Origin of the sequence: Nitrospira moscoviensis (assembly GCF_001273775.1) — a bacterium.
Classification (GTDB): domain Bacteria; phylum Nitrospirota; class Nitrospiria; order Nitrospirales; family Nitrospiraceae; genus Nitrospira_D; species Nitrospira_D moscoviensis.
In genome coordinates, this window is record NZ_CP011801.1 from 2,978,870 (window position 1) to 2,991,955 (window position 13,086).

The 13,086-nt window shown below is 61.7% G+C and carries 16 protein-coding genes; 6 read left to right on the forward strand and 10 right to left on the reverse strand.

The features are described from left to right. The first annotated feature begins 129 nt into the window (after positions 1-129). Positions 130-963: an HAD-IIB family hydrolase gene (locus NITMOv2_RS14530; protein ID WP_053380555.1), complete on the forward strand. Its 834-nt coding sequence runs from the start codon at positions 130-132 to the stop codon at positions 961-963. 23 nt (positions 964-986) lie between these two features. Here NITMOv2_RS14530 and NITMOv2_RS14535 read toward each other — a convergent pair whose 3' ends face one another. Then, a complete protein-coding gene (locus NITMOv2_RS14535; RefSeq protein WP_053380556.1) occupies positions 987-1,181 on the reverse strand; it encodes a cupin domain-containing protein in 195 nt (64 codons plus the stop codon). A 134-nt stretch (positions 1,182-1,315) separates the two neighbouring features. Between NITMOv2_RS14535 and NITMOv2_RS14540 the strand changes: the two genes are divergently transcribed. Further along, entirely contained in the window at positions 1,316-1,849 is a 534-nt protein-coding gene (locus NITMOv2_RS14540) for a hypothetical protein (RefSeq protein ID WP_145976359.1), read from the forward strand. Between the two features lie 27 nt (positions 1,850-1,876). Here NITMOv2_RS14540 and NITMOv2_RS14545 read toward each other — a convergent pair whose 3' ends face one another. The 6 genes from NITMOv2_RS14545 to NITMOv2_RS14570 are packed head-to-tail and all read right to left on the reverse strand — an operon-like array spanning position 1,877 to position 6,474. Continuing rightward, on the reverse strand, positions 1,877-2,320 hold the full coding sequence (locus NITMOv2_RS14545) for a type II toxin-antitoxin system VapC family toxin (RefSeq protein ID WP_053380558.1): 444 nt from the start codon (positions 2,318-2,320) through the stop codon (positions 1,877-1,879). A gap of 4 nt (positions 2,321-2,324) precedes the next feature. Beyond that, positions 2,325-2,570, reverse strand: coding sequence for a hypothetical protein (locus NITMOv2_RS14550; protein ID WP_053380559.1), 246 nt, complete (start codon positions 2,568-2,570; stop codon positions 2,325-2,327). A gap of 58 nt (positions 2,571-2,628) precedes the next feature. Beyond that, positions 2,629-3,762 carry an LPP20 family lipoprotein gene (locus tag NITMOv2_RS14555; protein WP_187299223.1) on the reverse strand — a complete coding sequence of 378 codons (1,134 nt, stop codon included), beginning with the start codon at positions 3,760-3,762 and terminating at the stop codon, positions 2,629-2,631. Next, positions 3,759-5,204, reverse strand: coding sequence for a COG3014 family protein (locus NITMOv2_RS24000; protein ID WP_187299224.1), 1,446 nt, complete (start codon positions 5,202-5,204; stop codon positions 3,759-3,761). The genes NITMOv2_RS14555 and NITMOv2_RS24000 overlap by 4 nt, the downstream gene beginning before the upstream one ends. Positions 5,205-5,258: 54 nt before the next feature. Continuing rightward, the gene (locus tag NITMOv2_RS14565; protein ID WP_145976360.1) at positions 5,259-5,870 is read right to left on the reverse strand and encodes a penicillin-binding protein activator LpoB; all 612 of its coding nucleotides are present in this window, start codon (positions 5,868-5,870) and stop codon (positions 5,259-5,261) included. 37 nt (positions 5,871-5,907) lie between these two features. Beyond that, positions 5,908-6,474, reverse strand: coding sequence for an LPP20 family lipoprotein (locus tag NITMOv2_RS14570; RefSeq protein ID WP_053380562.1), 567 nt, complete (start codon positions 6,472-6,474; stop codon positions 5,908-5,910). 158 nt (positions 6,475-6,632) lie between these two features. Here NITMOv2_RS14570 and NITMOv2_RS24005 point away from each other — a divergent pair, with 158 nt between their 5' ends. After that, positions 6,633-6,803 carry a hypothetical protein gene (locus NITMOv2_RS24005; RefSeq protein ID WP_187299225.1) on the forward strand — a complete coding sequence of 57 codons (171 nt, stop codon included), beginning with the start codon at positions 6,633-6,635 and terminating at the stop codon, positions 6,801-6,803. A 13-nt stretch (positions 6,804-6,816) separates the two neighbouring features. Here the strand turns inward: NITMOv2_RS24005 and NITMOv2_RS14575 are convergent, their stop codons facing one another. Further along, complete coding sequence (locus tag NITMOv2_RS14575; protein WP_053380563.1) at positions 6,817-8,190, reverse strand: caspase family protein; 1,374 nt, start codon at positions 8,188-8,190, stop codon at positions 6,817-6,819. Between the two features lie 197 nt (positions 8,191-8,387). Here NITMOv2_RS14575 and acs point away from each other — a divergent pair, with 197 nt between their 5' ends. Both acs and NITMOv2_RS14585 read left to right on the forward strand, forming a co-directional pair. Next, positions 8,388-10,277, forward strand: coding sequence for an acetate--CoA ligase (acs, locus tag NITMOv2_RS14580; protein ID WP_053380564.1), 1,890 nt, complete (start codon positions 8,388-8,390; stop codon positions 10,275-10,277). A 277-nt stretch (positions 10,278-10,554) separates the two neighbouring features. Next, complete coding sequence (locus tag NITMOv2_RS14585; protein ID WP_053380565.1) at positions 10,555-11,451, forward strand: hypothetical protein; 897 nt, start codon at positions 10,555-10,557, stop codon at positions 11,449-11,451. A gap of 56 nt (positions 11,452-11,507) precedes the next feature. On the opposite strand, the gene NITMOv2_RS14590 is transcribed toward NITMOv2_RS14585, so the two are convergent. Beyond that, positions 11,508-12,077: an alpha-ketoglutarate-dependent dioxygenase AlkB gene (locus NITMOv2_RS14590; RefSeq protein WP_053380566.1), complete on the reverse strand. Its 570-nt coding sequence runs from the start codon at positions 12,075-12,077 to the stop codon at positions 11,508-11,510. A gap of 92 nt (positions 12,078-12,169) precedes the next feature. On the opposite strand from NITMOv2_RS14590, the gene NITMOv2_RS14595 reads away from it, so the two are divergent. Further along, positions 12,170-12,382, forward strand: a complete 213-nt coding sequence (locus tag NITMOv2_RS14595) for a hypothetical protein (protein ID WP_053380567.1) — start codon at positions 12,170-12,172, stop codon at positions 12,380-12,382. Here NITMOv2_RS14595 and NITMOv2_RS14600 read toward each other — a convergent pair. Next, entirely contained in the window at positions 12,379-13,032 is a 654-nt protein-coding gene (locus NITMOv2_RS14600; protein ID WP_053380568.1) for a riboflavin synthase, read from the reverse strand. The genes NITMOv2_RS14595 and NITMOv2_RS14600 overlap by 4 nt on opposite strands. Between the last annotated feature and the right edge of the window lie 54 nt (positions 13,033-13,086).

The window sequence follows — 13,086 nt, forward strand, 5'->3', positions numbered from 1 at the left end:
TAGCCGATCCTCCAGGTCGGTACCCAACCACGCCGGAATGACCGGTTTTGAATGGCAGCGTGATGGCATGCCGCCTGCACTGCTATCTTGCCGCGCCGTTACGGCGGCCTAGGGGAAGCACAAGTGACTATGCGCCGATTTGTTTTTTTCACCGATCTCGACCACTGCCTGCCCGCGCAGGGCGGGTCTCTCACGGACCATGGGAGATCGGCGCTCGACGCGCTGAAATCGTTCCACATCCCCGTGGTCTTGCTGTCGGGAAAGACGCGGGCGGAGATCGAGCCCCTGCGCGAGCGCCTGCGCCACACGGATCCGTTTATCGTGGAAAACGGAGCGGCCGTCTTCATCCCTCCGCAGACGTTTGATTTCCCGCTGGAACGGTCGCGCCGCCGCGCCGCCTATGACGTCATCGAGCTCGGGACTCCCTACGCGATGCTGCGGGACGTGCTCAAACAGATCGAGGACGCGGTCAACACGCCGCTCCACGGATTCGGCGATCTGTCGCTCGACGACATCATGCGGGCGACCGGCCTTTCGCGGCAAGAAGCGCTTCGCGCCAAGCTGCGTGAGTACGACGAGCCGTTTTTGATGAACGGCCCGGCGTCGCTTCTCGAGGAAATCCGGCGCCAGATCGCCGCCCGTGGACTCCGATGCACCAGAGGGGAGCGGTTCTTCCACTTGACCGGCGGGAACGATGCGTCAAGAGCGGCGGACATCCTCCTGCGCTGCTACCGGCGCAAGTGGCAGGGCCTAGACCGCGCCGCTGACGTCGAGACCGTCGTGATCGGCGACAGCATGAGCCATCTCCCCCTGCGCGCGAACGCCGACCGCCTGGTCCTTCTGCAAAAGCCGGATGGTTCGTACGATACGGATGGCGACCGGCCCGACTGCATTCGCGCGCCCGGCATCGAATGCGCCGGTTGGAGCGAAGCCGTGTTGGACTTGCTCCAAAACGCCGCGTGATGCGCCTTCCGGAGGAAAGGCGTTCAGGAGGGCTTTTTCGTGGCGAACACGGTCGCGTCGCAGGCGAGATACTTGATCTGTTTCATCGGCACGATAATGACTTCACGCGGCGAATCCACTTCCAACACTTCCATGTCGTCGCTGATCGTGTGACGCACCGCGTCTTTCACGATGAGTTCCTGATTGTCCACAAAGACGATCTTCACCCAATATTGCACGCGACGGCTCCTTCCTCCTGTGGCGGCAGGCCCGCATCTCGTTCCCTCTCCGCCGAAGCGGAGGCGATTATACTGGCCTCCTTCCCCCGCCGCAACTTGCCACAGGCCGGCCACTTCAGTACAGTGCGCCCACGATGCCCAGACGTGTGGAAGGCTCAAGCGGCAATTCCGCCGGCATGACGCTTCGCGTGGCGCTCGCCTTCCTGCTGTGCGTTCCCCTGTCCGCCATCGCTCAAGTCATCGGTGAGAAAGCCGAGTTGGACCGGCTCCAGGCCAAGGCGGAAGACGCGATCGCCAATGATGATCCGGAGGGAGCCGCCATGGCGATGGGCCGGGCGGCCCTCATGGCGGCGCAGTTGGCGAAAACCCAGTCGGGATCGAGCGCCCAAACCTATCGGATCCAAGAAGCGCTGTTTCGGTCGCAGGAGCAAACCTACCGCGCCATGGCGCTCTTTAGGCGAGCGGGAGGTCAACTTCCGGCCTCTTCGGGAGTCTGCGGAAACCTAGCCCTCGCTCACAGCGGCCTTCACCGGGCACTCGATGTGATAGCCACCGCCCCCTCAGGCCCCGCCGATCCCGCTGAGTCAGAAACCCGGCGTCTGCGGGAAGCCGCCGACAATTGGCGCACGGTGATCGATTCGATGATCGCCGAGTATCAATGTCCTTGACGGCCTGCCTTGACGGCCCGCAGGGACTCAGTCCTCCTCGGGATTGATGATGTGCAGCCCGGCGGTTTTTGACGCCGCCAACAGCTGCGTATCCGCGCTCACGACGGTGAGCCGCAGCGGTTTCAGCTCCATCGCGAGCGCCAAGTGCATCACCTGAGGCGACCGTAAAAACGGATATTCCAGCACCAGTTCCTTGGTCGCGAGATAGGTGGCCATGGTGGGCGAGATGAATTGATAGAGTCCCTGCCGTGACTCGATTTCGAACTTATACAGTACGGAGTAGCAATCGTCCCGCGTGATGTGCCCCTCTTGCGCGCGGGTCGCCAGGACGGCGTAGAAATCGGTCACCGTCCAGGTCGGCAGGATCGCGACTTTCCCCCGCTTCACCATCAGCTTGTTCACGATGCGCGTCCCGCGTTCCATGCTGTACCGTTTGACGAGCGCGGACGAATCGAAATAGTAGTACGGCATGCTGTCACACCCTCCCCTTCAGGATCACCTCGGCCAACGGCGACTGCAGCTTGGACAGGCGGTCCTGCAATTCATCGAGCGGAAGCTCTTCATAGCCTTGTTTGCGGAGCGTCTCGGCGAGGTTCCCTTGATTGAAGGCCGCCGTGTCGGTTTTCAGCCGCTCGCCGAGGCGCCGTTTCGCAAGGCGGCTCGATACCTTTTGGCCGGTCTTCGTCAGTCCGCGCCCGCGGCTGCGAGGCGCGCGCGACATCGATCTCCCTTCTGATTTTTTCACAATCGTCCATCCTCCTGGTTAAGGTGACAGTGGCTCACCGAATCGGTCTCATCGAGGGATCGTCCCGCGGACAGCCGGCGGGCGGATCGGCGGCTTGCGGCAAGTCGGCCTCCCCATAGATGTGGGCCGCGACGGCTCTCGCCAGGTCCGTCGAAAATTCTTTCTGGATGACGCGCAGCGCCTTCGCCGTAGCTTCACGCTCGGTCAGGTGACCTTCCTTGCCGCCGCGCGAGACGGCGCCCACCACCCGCTGGCTTGCCGGCTCCACCACCTCGAAATCGCTGCACCAGCGCACATACTTGAACTGCGGATCCCGGACCTCGATCGGCCATAGACGGACGGTGCCCCGCACCACCAGCTCGGGCGCCGCCCCTTCCGGCCCCACGGTCCCGGACGCGACGTACAGCCCTTCACGGATGAGCCCCTCGCTCAAGGCCCGCTGGATCGGCTCCGCATGGTCGCCGCTCACCTGCACGGCCAGCGCCAGGTTGGCCGCGAGGAACTGCTCCAACTCGTTCGTCAATTCGTTCACGCGATACGGCGGCAGAAGGCCCTGCCCGCTGGGCCGCACCACGCGCAAGTCGGCATTGTACGCTTCACGCAGCACGAGATTCCTGGCGGCGCGCCGGAGATTTCGGACCTTGAGGAGTTTGTCCGACGCTTGCCGCGCGTCCCGCACATCGGCTTCTACAGTTCGGTCCAGGGTCGTGATGCGCTCCATCAGCGAGGCTTCGGCTTGCGGCCGGTGCATCGCCGCCAAGGCATAGTGCAGTCCCTTGCGCAGGTCGTACCAATTATCCAGAATGCGGACGTTTTCGAGGATTTTGTCCGTGGAAACCTTCGTCACGCTATCGAGTGTCAAGCGCCGTTCATGGTCGGCCGAGCCGCGGTTCTCCACGACCAGATACGACTCCCAATCCTTGGCCTGCGCCGCCACCTCCGCTTTGAAGATCCGCGCCACCGCGGCATAGGCTTGGTCGGCCGCGGCGTTCCGGTTGTCCGCTTGCCCCACGCCGATCAAGTACTGAGCCGGAGGATAGTCGGCGCTTGTCCCCTCCACCCATCCGGGCTTGGCCTTTCCTCCTCCGAACCACCCGCAGCCGGACAGAGACAGCACCAACATCCAACAGCCCAACAGCGCCGTGATTGATGGACGCAGTGACATCATTGCATCACCCGTTGGATCAGGAAGAGGGTCTGGCCCGGCGCCAAATCGAGCATCTGCCGATCGTGCCCGCCGCCCTGCCGCTGCCCGGACGGGTGAATCGAAACCTGGTACGAGCCGGGCGGCACCCATGCCCGCGCCACATGGATTTCATCCGGGAGGGTTTGCCAGCTCCGTTTGTCCGCTTCTTCGGACGCCACCGCCAGCCCTTTGCTCAACAAGCCGACCAGGAGACCGACCCAAGGCCCCGCATCCTTCCCCGCCGCCTGCTGCGCCCCTCTGGTCGCGCCTTCGGCCAAGGCAAACTTGGTGACCGCCCGGGCCAGCGCTTTGACCGTGATGCCGGGCAGACGATCGGACAGGCTCTTCTCAGCCAGCGCGGTGACGTCGTGAGCCAACTCCGATCGTACGGTGATGGCACGGCCTGTCGAGTCGGTCAACGTCATGGTTTCGAAGCGGACCTGGGTTTTCTGCGGCACCAGACGGGGCAGCGCCACCCGTACCACTCTGCCGTTGAGCCCGTAGAGGATGCTGTCCGCGGCGCGATTCCGTTGGGCGGATGGAGAGAACCCGCGGTTGAGCAACACCAATTGCAGCGCATCCAAGCTGATCGGCAAGTCCAAATACCGATCCTCTTTGCGCGGAGCGCGGCCATTATAGCTGATCATCACGACTTGGGCGAGTGGCTCTTGCCTAGAGAAAGTCTCGGAGGAAAGTTCCGGAAACCGGCGGCGATACTCCTCCAATTCGGCCGTCAAATGGAGCGCCTCGGCGGTGCGGAGGAGATCGGACCGGAGCGACGAAGGGCCTGGCGTCCGGGACCAGACCTGGGCCGCCTCATACGCCTCGTAGGCGTTGCGATAGGCGATGAAGGCATTGTTCAGATCGCCGGTGGCTTCATACAAGATGCCGCTGAGGTAGCGGGCGAAGCCGTCATTGCGATAGCTGCCCGCATCCTTGACCCGGTCGCTCAGCACGTTCAGGCGGTGGTCGATCCGCCGGGCTTCGACCAGCGCCTCCCGCAACTCCCCCTGCGCGGCGTAATTGAGCGCTTTGACCACGTTGATCATCACGTGCTCGTAGGGATCTCCTTCATAGGGTAGGGCGTTGTCGTTGCTCAGAAACGCGGCGGTCTCCGAACGGATCGTTCTCGTATACAGCCGTTCCACCTCCTCTTCCGCCCGTTCCAAGGCGAGGCTGCTCAATTGATATTGCCCGGCAAGCTGCAGCGTCATCCCACGATCCATGTCGTACAGGAGTCGACTTTTCCCGCCGTAATCCTTCTCCGCCCGTTCCACGATGGCCGCAGCTTGAGTGAAGTCACCGGCTTGCAGGCTTTGCTCGATCAACAGATAGCGGTTGACCGAAGAGCCGCAGCCGGGCAGAAAGAGGATGGCGATCAGGATGACGAGAACCAACGACTGCGGAGAAACGCTCCACCGCACAGCGCCACCGTGGGCAAAGCGTGAGAGGAAGGGGCTCAACGGAGTCAGCGAAAGCTAAAAAACCGTCCGCTTTTTTTCGATGACCTTCTTGATCTTTTTCTGGCCGTACCAGACCTTGGCATTGCTCTCCAAATCGATCATCTGGAGATCGACCTGGTAGAAGACCGCCTTCGTGCCGTCGGCCTCGTCAAGGATCGTGGCGATGGTGCCCTTCATCATGTAGTCGGCGCCGGTTTCCTTGCCGGGAGCCTTTTGCGTGTCTTCCCGGGCGTACATCGCCTGTTCCTTGCGCTCGGTTCGAAGCTCCTCGCGCTCGCCTTTGCCGGCGACGAAGGTGACTTTCTGAGAATTGGTCAGCTCCCGCTCCAAATCGGTGATGAAGGTTTGCACGTCGATGTGCTCATGACTGCGGTTGAGGACCGTGCCGACCACGACGACCGGCTGGCGCTGCTTGGACTGGGAGAAGTTATTCAACCAAGGATAGCTGAGGGATTCCTTGACCATGGTTTCCGCCACCATGCGGGAATCGGTGTCGTTCCACCGGCCGCTCAGATCCGTGACGACTCCGGCGTCGACACGTGTGACCTTGGTCTCATGTCCGCAGCCCGCGACGATGACCATGGCGCAGGCGACAAGGAACACGGCACGGCGCTTCTGCTCGATCACACTGGTCCTCCTGGAAAGATGACGTTCCCTCGCCCGCTCAGCGATTCAGCCGCTTGTCTTCTTCTTTTTCCAGGCGCTCGAACAGCCGATCGGCGTTCTTTCGCACGAAGTCGCGCACCTGGGCGTTCAGCTCTTTGGCCTGCTCCAGGTTGTTCTTCATCTCTTCGAGGTTCAATTTGGCGAGGACGTAGTAGGTGTTGGTCTTGTCATCCTTATAACGGTCGACCGGTCGGACCCCGCTGAGCGTGGCGGTCGTCACCGTCTTGATCGCCCGCTCCACATTCTGCTCTTCCGTATTGCGGGTAAAGTCGCCGGCGGTGGTGGAAGCGGCATAGTCCCGCATGAGGTAGCCGGTGTAGGTCTCGAACGTCTTGGCAATTTCGGCCCGCGCGCGGTTCTCCGCGGTATCCCAGGCCAGCGGCTCATTCCGCACGCCGACCACCGACCCCACACCATAGAACGCCTTGCTGTCTTTTTCATTGAAGGCGCCGGATCCTTTGTGCACCCACTTCGGCGGACCTCCGCACGCGGTAAGCCCCAGGAGTAGAAGAACGGCCACGGTCATACCGGCCAATTTCATGGACGGCCCTTGCGTCGGGTTCATAGGCTCCTCCTTGTGACGAAACGTGCCGCTCCCCCAAAGTCGAGAAAAACGCGGGTTCATGCTAGCATGCGTTCCCATCTCCGTCAACGCAACCGGTCCGACCCGGTTGACCTTGGAGACGACAGACTGATTCGGACAGATCACAAGGGAGGATGCCTGTGGCAGAAGTGCACATTACAGACGGCACGATCAAAATCGCCGACCTCGACATTCAAGACCCTAAAGCAGCGGCCGTGCTGGCCGCCTACCCGCCCGTCCGATGGGCGGAGATCACCCGGCGCGCAGTCAAAATCGGCTTGGGCTATCTGAAGGGCGGAGAGAAGGACTAAGCTTGTCGGAAGACTACGGGGCGGATTTGGGCTGGCGATCAGCCTGACTCACGGCGTCCCGTGCGCGGGCATGCGCGCCGCCCAATTCGAGATAGCGGCGGAACGCCTCGACCGCTTTGGCCTGATCATTCAGATGGTCGGCGTACAGCGTTCCCAAGGAGAAGTACACATCCTGATAGCCGGGATTGAGCTTCGACGCTTGGACCATGGCCTCCTCGGCCTCCTTGAAGCGGCCGCGCTTTTCTTGGATCAAGCCCAACGTGTAGAACGAATCGGGGTTGTCCGGCGCATGTTTGACCGCCAATTGCCCGGCCGCCAGCGCTTCGTCGAGATTCGGCAGGACTTCCAGACGGACGTAACTCTTCAGCACGTAGGCGTCGCCGAACGTCGGATCATACTCGATCGCCCGATCGAGCCGTTCCAAGGCCTCATCCGCATATTTCCCTTCCTGGAGCAGCGAGAAGGCCTGCTCATACTGAGCCTTGGCGGCCTGCTGACGTTCCGCCGGCGTCTGCGGTCCCGCGCCCAACACGAAGGCTGCCTTGCGGCCTTCCACCAGCACTGTATCGCCGTCTCCGTCGATGCGCAGGCTGACCGGACGCTGCGCCCCCTTGGAGGCCGCCGCCACTTGATCGGCGACATAGGCGCCCAGTTCCGACGCCATCAGCCAGCCGTTCTTGTTCAGGTCGGCGGCCCCCGACAGACCGGTCAAGAGGGTCTGCACAAAGACGCTCTTGCCGTCCGTGCGGACCGGAGCTCCACTCGTGTCGGCGGCGCTGATGACCTGAACCGCGCGCCGCTCCGTGTCCGCTTCCGGTGCCTGCCGGCCCTCGAGCGACAGTTGTTGGGGTGCCGTCGTTTCCCAGCCTCGAATCGGCGCGTCGATGATCAACAAGGTGTGTTTCGACGCAGACCGCCTGGTGAACTCTTTCAAGTGCTCGACCGTCACGGATTTCGCCGCGTTGTTGATTTGCGCGTCCAGCGGAACGAGGTAGCCCATGTCCTTGCCTTGGGCGTCCTGCGTGAGGCCGGTATGGCCGACGAAGAAAATCACGAGCCGATCCATCCGGCCCACTTTCCGCGGCAGCACGTCCGTTAACACCTGGTGCAGCCGGCGGGAGGTCGCTTCTTTGTCATAGATCTCCACTATCTCGTCAAACCCCAACTGTCTGAAGGCTTGGGCGACTTTCTTTCCCTCCTCCACCGCACCTCGAACCGGCGGCGCCAGCAGATAATTCTCGACTGCGATAATGATCGCCCAAGACTTGTAGTACAGGCCCTCAGGCTTTCCGACCTGCGCATGGGTTGAAGAGGGATACCACGGCAGTATGCCGATCCAGGTGAGCAGCAGCGCCAGGACTAACGAAGTGTGCAGGATCGGCCGCATAAGGAGAGATCGCCGATGGTGACCGGTAGAGCCAGCCTACCCTTGCGCTGAGATCACTGTCAAGGAACGCCGCACCGATAGGGGAATCGGGCGCACGATCGACGTCCCATACAAATGTAGGCTTGCGGGCCGCCGATCGCTTTGCCCATAATTGCGCATCGTCGAGCCATCCTCATCGATCGAGAAGGAGTGGACCCATGGGCGACAAAATCGAAACGCTCCTCAAAGAAAGCCGCACCTACCACCCCACCGCCAAGACAAAAGCCGCTGCCTACATTCAAGATTACGAGGCCGAATATAAAAAATCGATCGCCGATCCGGAAGGGTTCTGGAGCGGCATGGCGAAGCAGTTGGAATGGTTTACCCCTTGGCACACCGTTCTGGAATGGAACTATCCCTGGGCCAAATGGTTTGTCGGCGCAACCTGCAACATTACCTACAACTGCCTGGATCGGCATGTCAGGACCTGGCGCAAGAACAAGGTCGCGTTGATCTGGGTCGGGGAAAACGACCAGGAGCGGGTCTTCACCTACGGGGAGCTGGCCCGGCAGGTCAACCGCTGTGCCAATGCGCTGAAACAGCTCGGCCTGCGCAAGGGCGACCGGGTCACCATCTATCTCCCGAAGATTCCTGAACAAGTCGTGGCGATGCTGGCCTGTGCGCGCATCGGTGTCGTCCATAGCGTCGTGTACTCAGGATTCAGCGCGCCGGCGCTCGCCAGCCGGGTCAACGATGCAGAGGCGCGGTTGGTCATCACCGCGGACGTCGGCTACGACCGGGGCAAGACGATTCCTCTGAAGCCGGTCGTCGATGAAGCGCTGAGTCACTGTCCGAGCGTAGAACATGTGGTCGTCGTGCGGCGGCAGAGTCCCGGATGGGAGCTCGCCGCGCCCAAGGAAATCGACTGGACCGACTGGCTCCACAGCCAGCCGGCGGCCTGCGAGGCGGAACAGCTTGACGCCGAAACTCCTCTGTACATCCTCTATACGTCCGGCACCACCGGAAAGCCGAAAGGCGTCGTACACGTACACGGCGGTTACATGGTCGGCACCTATGCGACGACCAAATATGTCTTCGACCTGAAGGACGACGATGTGTATTTCTGCGTGGCCGACCCCGGGTGGGTGACCGGCCACAGTTATATCGTCTATGGCCCGCTGCTGAACGGCGCGACCATCCTGACCGCCGAGGGGAAACCGGACTATCCCAATCCCGGCCGCTGGTGGCACTTGATCGAACGATACGGAGTCTCGATCTTCTACACCACCCCGACCGCCATCCGCCTGCTCATGCGCTATGGAGAAGACTGGCCGAAGAAATTCGATCTTTCGACTCTTCGCATCCTGGGCAGCGTCGGTGAGCCGATCAATCCGGAAGCCTGGGAATGGTTCCACCGTGTCACAGGCGGCGATAAACCGATCATGGACACATGGTGGCAGACGGAAACCGGCGCCATCCTCATCACGCCCCTCCCCACCGTTCCATTGAAGCCGGGCTCGGCTACACGGCCGTTCCTCGGCATCGAGGCCGACGTAGTCGACCGTGAGGGGAACAGTCTGCCGCCGAACGCAGGCGGCTTCGCGGTGATCAAGAAACCCTGGCCCTCGATGATGCGGACCATCTATAAGGACCCGGAACGGTACAAGGTCTATTGGAATACCATCCCGAACTGCTACACGGCCGGCGACGTCTGCCACAAGGACGCGGACGGCTACATGTGGTTCATGGGCCGCGCCGACGACGTGATCAAGGTGGCGGGCAACCGACTCGGGACGGCGGAGGTGGAAAGTGCCCTGGTCAGCCACCCCGCGGTGGCCGAAGCCGCCGTCATCGGGAAGCCGCACAAGACGGTCGGCGAATCGATCAAGGCCTTCATCATTCTCAAGCAGGGCCAGACGGAGAGTCCGGAGTTGATTCAGTCGATCAAGGATCAGGTCAAAGCCGAGCTCGGCAAGATCGCCGTGCCGTCTGAAATCGATATCGTGCCCTCGCTCCCCAAAACCCGCTCAGGGAAAATCATGAGACGGGTGTTGAAAGCGAAGGAATTGGGACAAGACCCGGGCGACATTTCGACGATCGAAGAATAGCCGGCAGGCATACCGGGCGGCTACGTAGAGACCGATTTTTGACGCCGAGCCGGGCCGATCCTGGACGTTCTTTTGTGAGCGATCGAACCGCATTTTTCGTCAATCCGCCCGCGATTTCCTTTCCCGCAAGAGCAGAAACCAGACCACGCTAAGTCGGCCTATCTCCTCGTCGGCATGTCCCTTGCTGATTCGCCGTGCCATAACAGCGCGTCCTGTCTGAAGGTGCGACCGGGCACTCGCTCCTTCAGATACGAGCACCACGAAGGAGGGTACTGTTATGGCACCACGATTTTCGCCTATTCTCGCCGCCGCGCATACGGCAGCGGGCGTAGGTCCGGTTCAACGGGCGCTTGTCGCCGGCTTGCTGTTGCTGTCCGTCGCATCAGCACCGATGCCCGCCTGGGGGGGAGACTCCCATACGAATGGATCCAGCCACCGGCTCATCAACCAACAGCGGGTGGAGCAGCTCAAACAGCGCGTCGCCGAGCTGCGCGAGCGGTTGAAAGAGCACAAACAGCATCAGCACAACACCGGTAACGTGACGACATCCATCGAAGCGTTACAGGCCAAGGTGGCGAGCCTTGAAACCAGTATCACGACGCTGCTCAATGCCGACAGCACGATGCTGACCGCGCTGCAAGCGGCGCAAACGCAGATTGCCGCCCTGCAGGCCAGAATCGTCACCCTGGAAAGCCGGCCGGCCGGCGGAAGCGGCGGCGTGCCGGATCTGGAGAAGTACGTCTCGATCGATCCCAACCCGATCAACGGCGTCAATGGCCCGCACCTGATTTTTCGAGGGGTCAACGTCCACGTCCAAAGCGGATCCGGGACGACCGTGGATACGACCGGGCTGGGCAATCTCATCATCGGGTACAACGAAACGGACCCGGCCGTAGGGATACCTCGCAACGGGTCGCATAATCTCGTAGGCGGCCAGATGAACGCCTTCAGTTCCTCGGGCGGTGTCGTGTTCGGCCTTCGAAACGCGATCCGCGGTCAATACGCCGCCATCCTCGGCGGCGAACGCAACATCGCAAGCGGCGTGATGTCCAGCGTCCTGGGCGGCGGCCAGAATACGGCCAGCGGGCAGTACTCCACCGTCTTCGGCGGCCAAATGAACACGGCTCCGACGCCCTATGCCATCGCGCCGGAATTGCAGGCCGGTGGCGGATAACCTGATTCTCTGCGGCTGGGCTGCATGTGGCAGTCCAGCCGCCTATCATCTCCGTCTCATCTCGACGTGCTCCTCACCGTGCGAAACGTCATCGAATAGCGCAGGGTCTTCGTCGGCGGAATCGAATGCTGCCAGGAAAACCGGGCGCTGCCGGACAGCATATAGGCGCTGCGCGGCTCCAAAATCTGCTCAGCCGTTTCACGCATGCCCTTCACTTCACGTTGAAACCGCATTCGGCACGTCCCCTTCAACGACACACCGACGACTGTAGGCCCGAACATGGGCGCATCGCGGTGCCAGCCGATTCCGGCTCCCGATCCATAGCGCGTGACCAACACTTCCTCCACGGCATCTTCCGGTTTCTGCATCAGTCTCGCCGCACGACCGCGCAGCGGCAGTAACCAATCAGGAATCGGCCGCGTCGGCGTGATGCGCCATGATTCATAGCCGTAATCCCATCCGAAGTGGACGACGGTGCGCTTCGCGACCACCCCGTGCATGCGGACGGGTGCAAACGAGAGCGCCTCGAGATGGGCCAGCAGCTCAGCCTCCTCAGCCGGAGAGATCCAGTTCGGCAGATAGTGAAACCCTGAAGGCGGAACCGGTTCCAGGAAAGGCAGCAGCATGCACTCATTGTACAGGCGATGACGGCGTGTCAGAAGTGACGCCCGGTCGATCTGGCCATCGCATTCCGCTACAATTGACCGGCGGAGGGCCCATGCGGAAGCCGGGGGAACCGATTTACTTGAGGCGGCACATGGTGGGACTGGCGCTTGCGGTGGTGTTGCCGCTGGTGCTGCTCCAGCTCTATAAGATCTATGTGGGCCCCGTCACTTTCGGCTGGCAGCTGCTGGTAGGGCTTCTGATCTCGGTCGGTGCCGGCGTCGCGCTCTACCTCCTCTTCAACGCCTCGGCCAAGAACCAGCCTTAGATGAGCCCGCGCTTTTGGAGATACTCTTTGTCGATGACCGGCGTCGTCTTCGGCAACTGACTCCGTTCCTGCAACAATCGCTCGACGTACTTCCCGATCAGATCCGCCTCGAGGTTCACCGCATCGTTGACTTGCTTCAGCCCAAGCGTCGTGACTTTCGCCGTGTGGGGAATGATCGTCACGGAGAAGCCCCGGTCGGTCACCTCGTTGATCGTCAGGCTGATGCCATCGACCGTGACGGAGCCTTTCACCACGCAGTAGCGCAGGATGTCCGGCGGCGCATCGATGGCGAGAACAATCGCGTTGCCCTCCTGATGCCGGCTGCGAATCGTCCCCACCCCGTCCACATGCCCGGCCACCAGATGGCCGCCGATCCGTTCGTTGATCTTCATGGCCCGTTCGAGATTCACCGGCGCACCGGCGGTCAGCTGTCCCAGCGCCGTCACAGCGAGCGTCTCCGGGGAGACGTCAACGGAGAAATCGCGTTCCGCTTTGGACACCACCGTCAAGCAGGTCCCGTTGACGCTGACGCTGTCCCCGATATGCATGTCCGGCATGATGATCGAAGCCAGAATCGTCATCCTGGTCCCCGCGAGGGTTTTCTCCAGCGCGACGACCGCCCCCATTTCTTCAACGATCCCTGTGAACATCAGTCCTTCCTCGTGAGAATCTGTCTCACCACATAGACAAAAACAACGATCAGC

What these genes read in the sequence shown, in the direction of transcription:
- NITMOv2_RS14590 (WP_053380566.1), bottom strand. Translation starts at nt 12,077, where the DNA reads ATGCTGCTGCCTTTCCTGGAACCGGTTCCGCCTTCAGGGTTTCACTAT.
- NITMOv2_RS14550 (WP_053380559.1), bottom strand. Translation starts at nt 2,570, where the DNA reads ATGTCGCGCGCGCCTCGCAGCCGCGGGCGCGGACTGACGAAGACCGGC.
- NITMOv2_RS14555 (WP_187299223.1), bottom strand. Translation starts at nt 3,762, where the DNA reads ATGATGTCACTGCGTCCATCAATCACGGCGCTGTTGGGCTGTTGGATG.
- acs (WP_053380564.1), top strand. Translation starts at nt 8,388, where the DNA reads ATGGGCGACAAAATCGAAACGCTCCTCAAAGAAAGCCGCACCTACCAC.
- NITMOv2_RS14600 (WP_053380568.1), bottom strand. Translation starts at nt 13,032, where the DNA reads ATGTTCACAGGGATCGTTGAAGAAATGGGGGCGGTCGTCGCGCTGGAG.
- NITMOv2_RS14595 (WP_053380567.1), top strand. Translation starts at nt 12,170, where the DNA reads ATGCGGAAGCCGGGGGAACCGATTTACTTGAGGCGGCACATGGTGGGA.
- NITMOv2_RS14575 (WP_053380563.1), bottom strand. Translation starts at nt 8,190, where the DNA reads ATGCGGCCGATCCTGCACACTTCGTTAGTCCTGGCGCTGCTGCTCACC.
- NITMOv2_RS14570 (WP_053380562.1), bottom strand. Translation starts at nt 6,474, where the DNA reads ATGAACCCGACGCAAGGGCCGTCCATGAAATTGGCCGGTATGACCGTG.
- NITMOv2_RS14540 (WP_145976359.1), top strand. Translation starts at nt 1,316, where the DNA reads ATGCCCAGACGTGTGGAAGGCTCAAGCGGCAATTCCGCCGGCATGACG.
- NITMOv2_RS14585 (WP_053380565.1), top strand. Translation starts at nt 10,555, where the DNA reads ATGGCACCACGATTTTCGCCTATTCTCGCCGCCGCGCATACGGCAGCG.
- NITMOv2_RS14545 (WP_053380558.1), bottom strand. Translation starts at nt 2,320, where the DNA reads ATGCCGTACTACTATTTCGATTCGTCCGCGCTCGTCAAACGGTACAGC.
- NITMOv2_RS14530 (WP_053380555.1), top strand. Translation starts at nt 130, where the DNA reads ATGCGCCGATTTGTTTTTTTCACCGATCTCGACCACTGCCTGCCCGCG.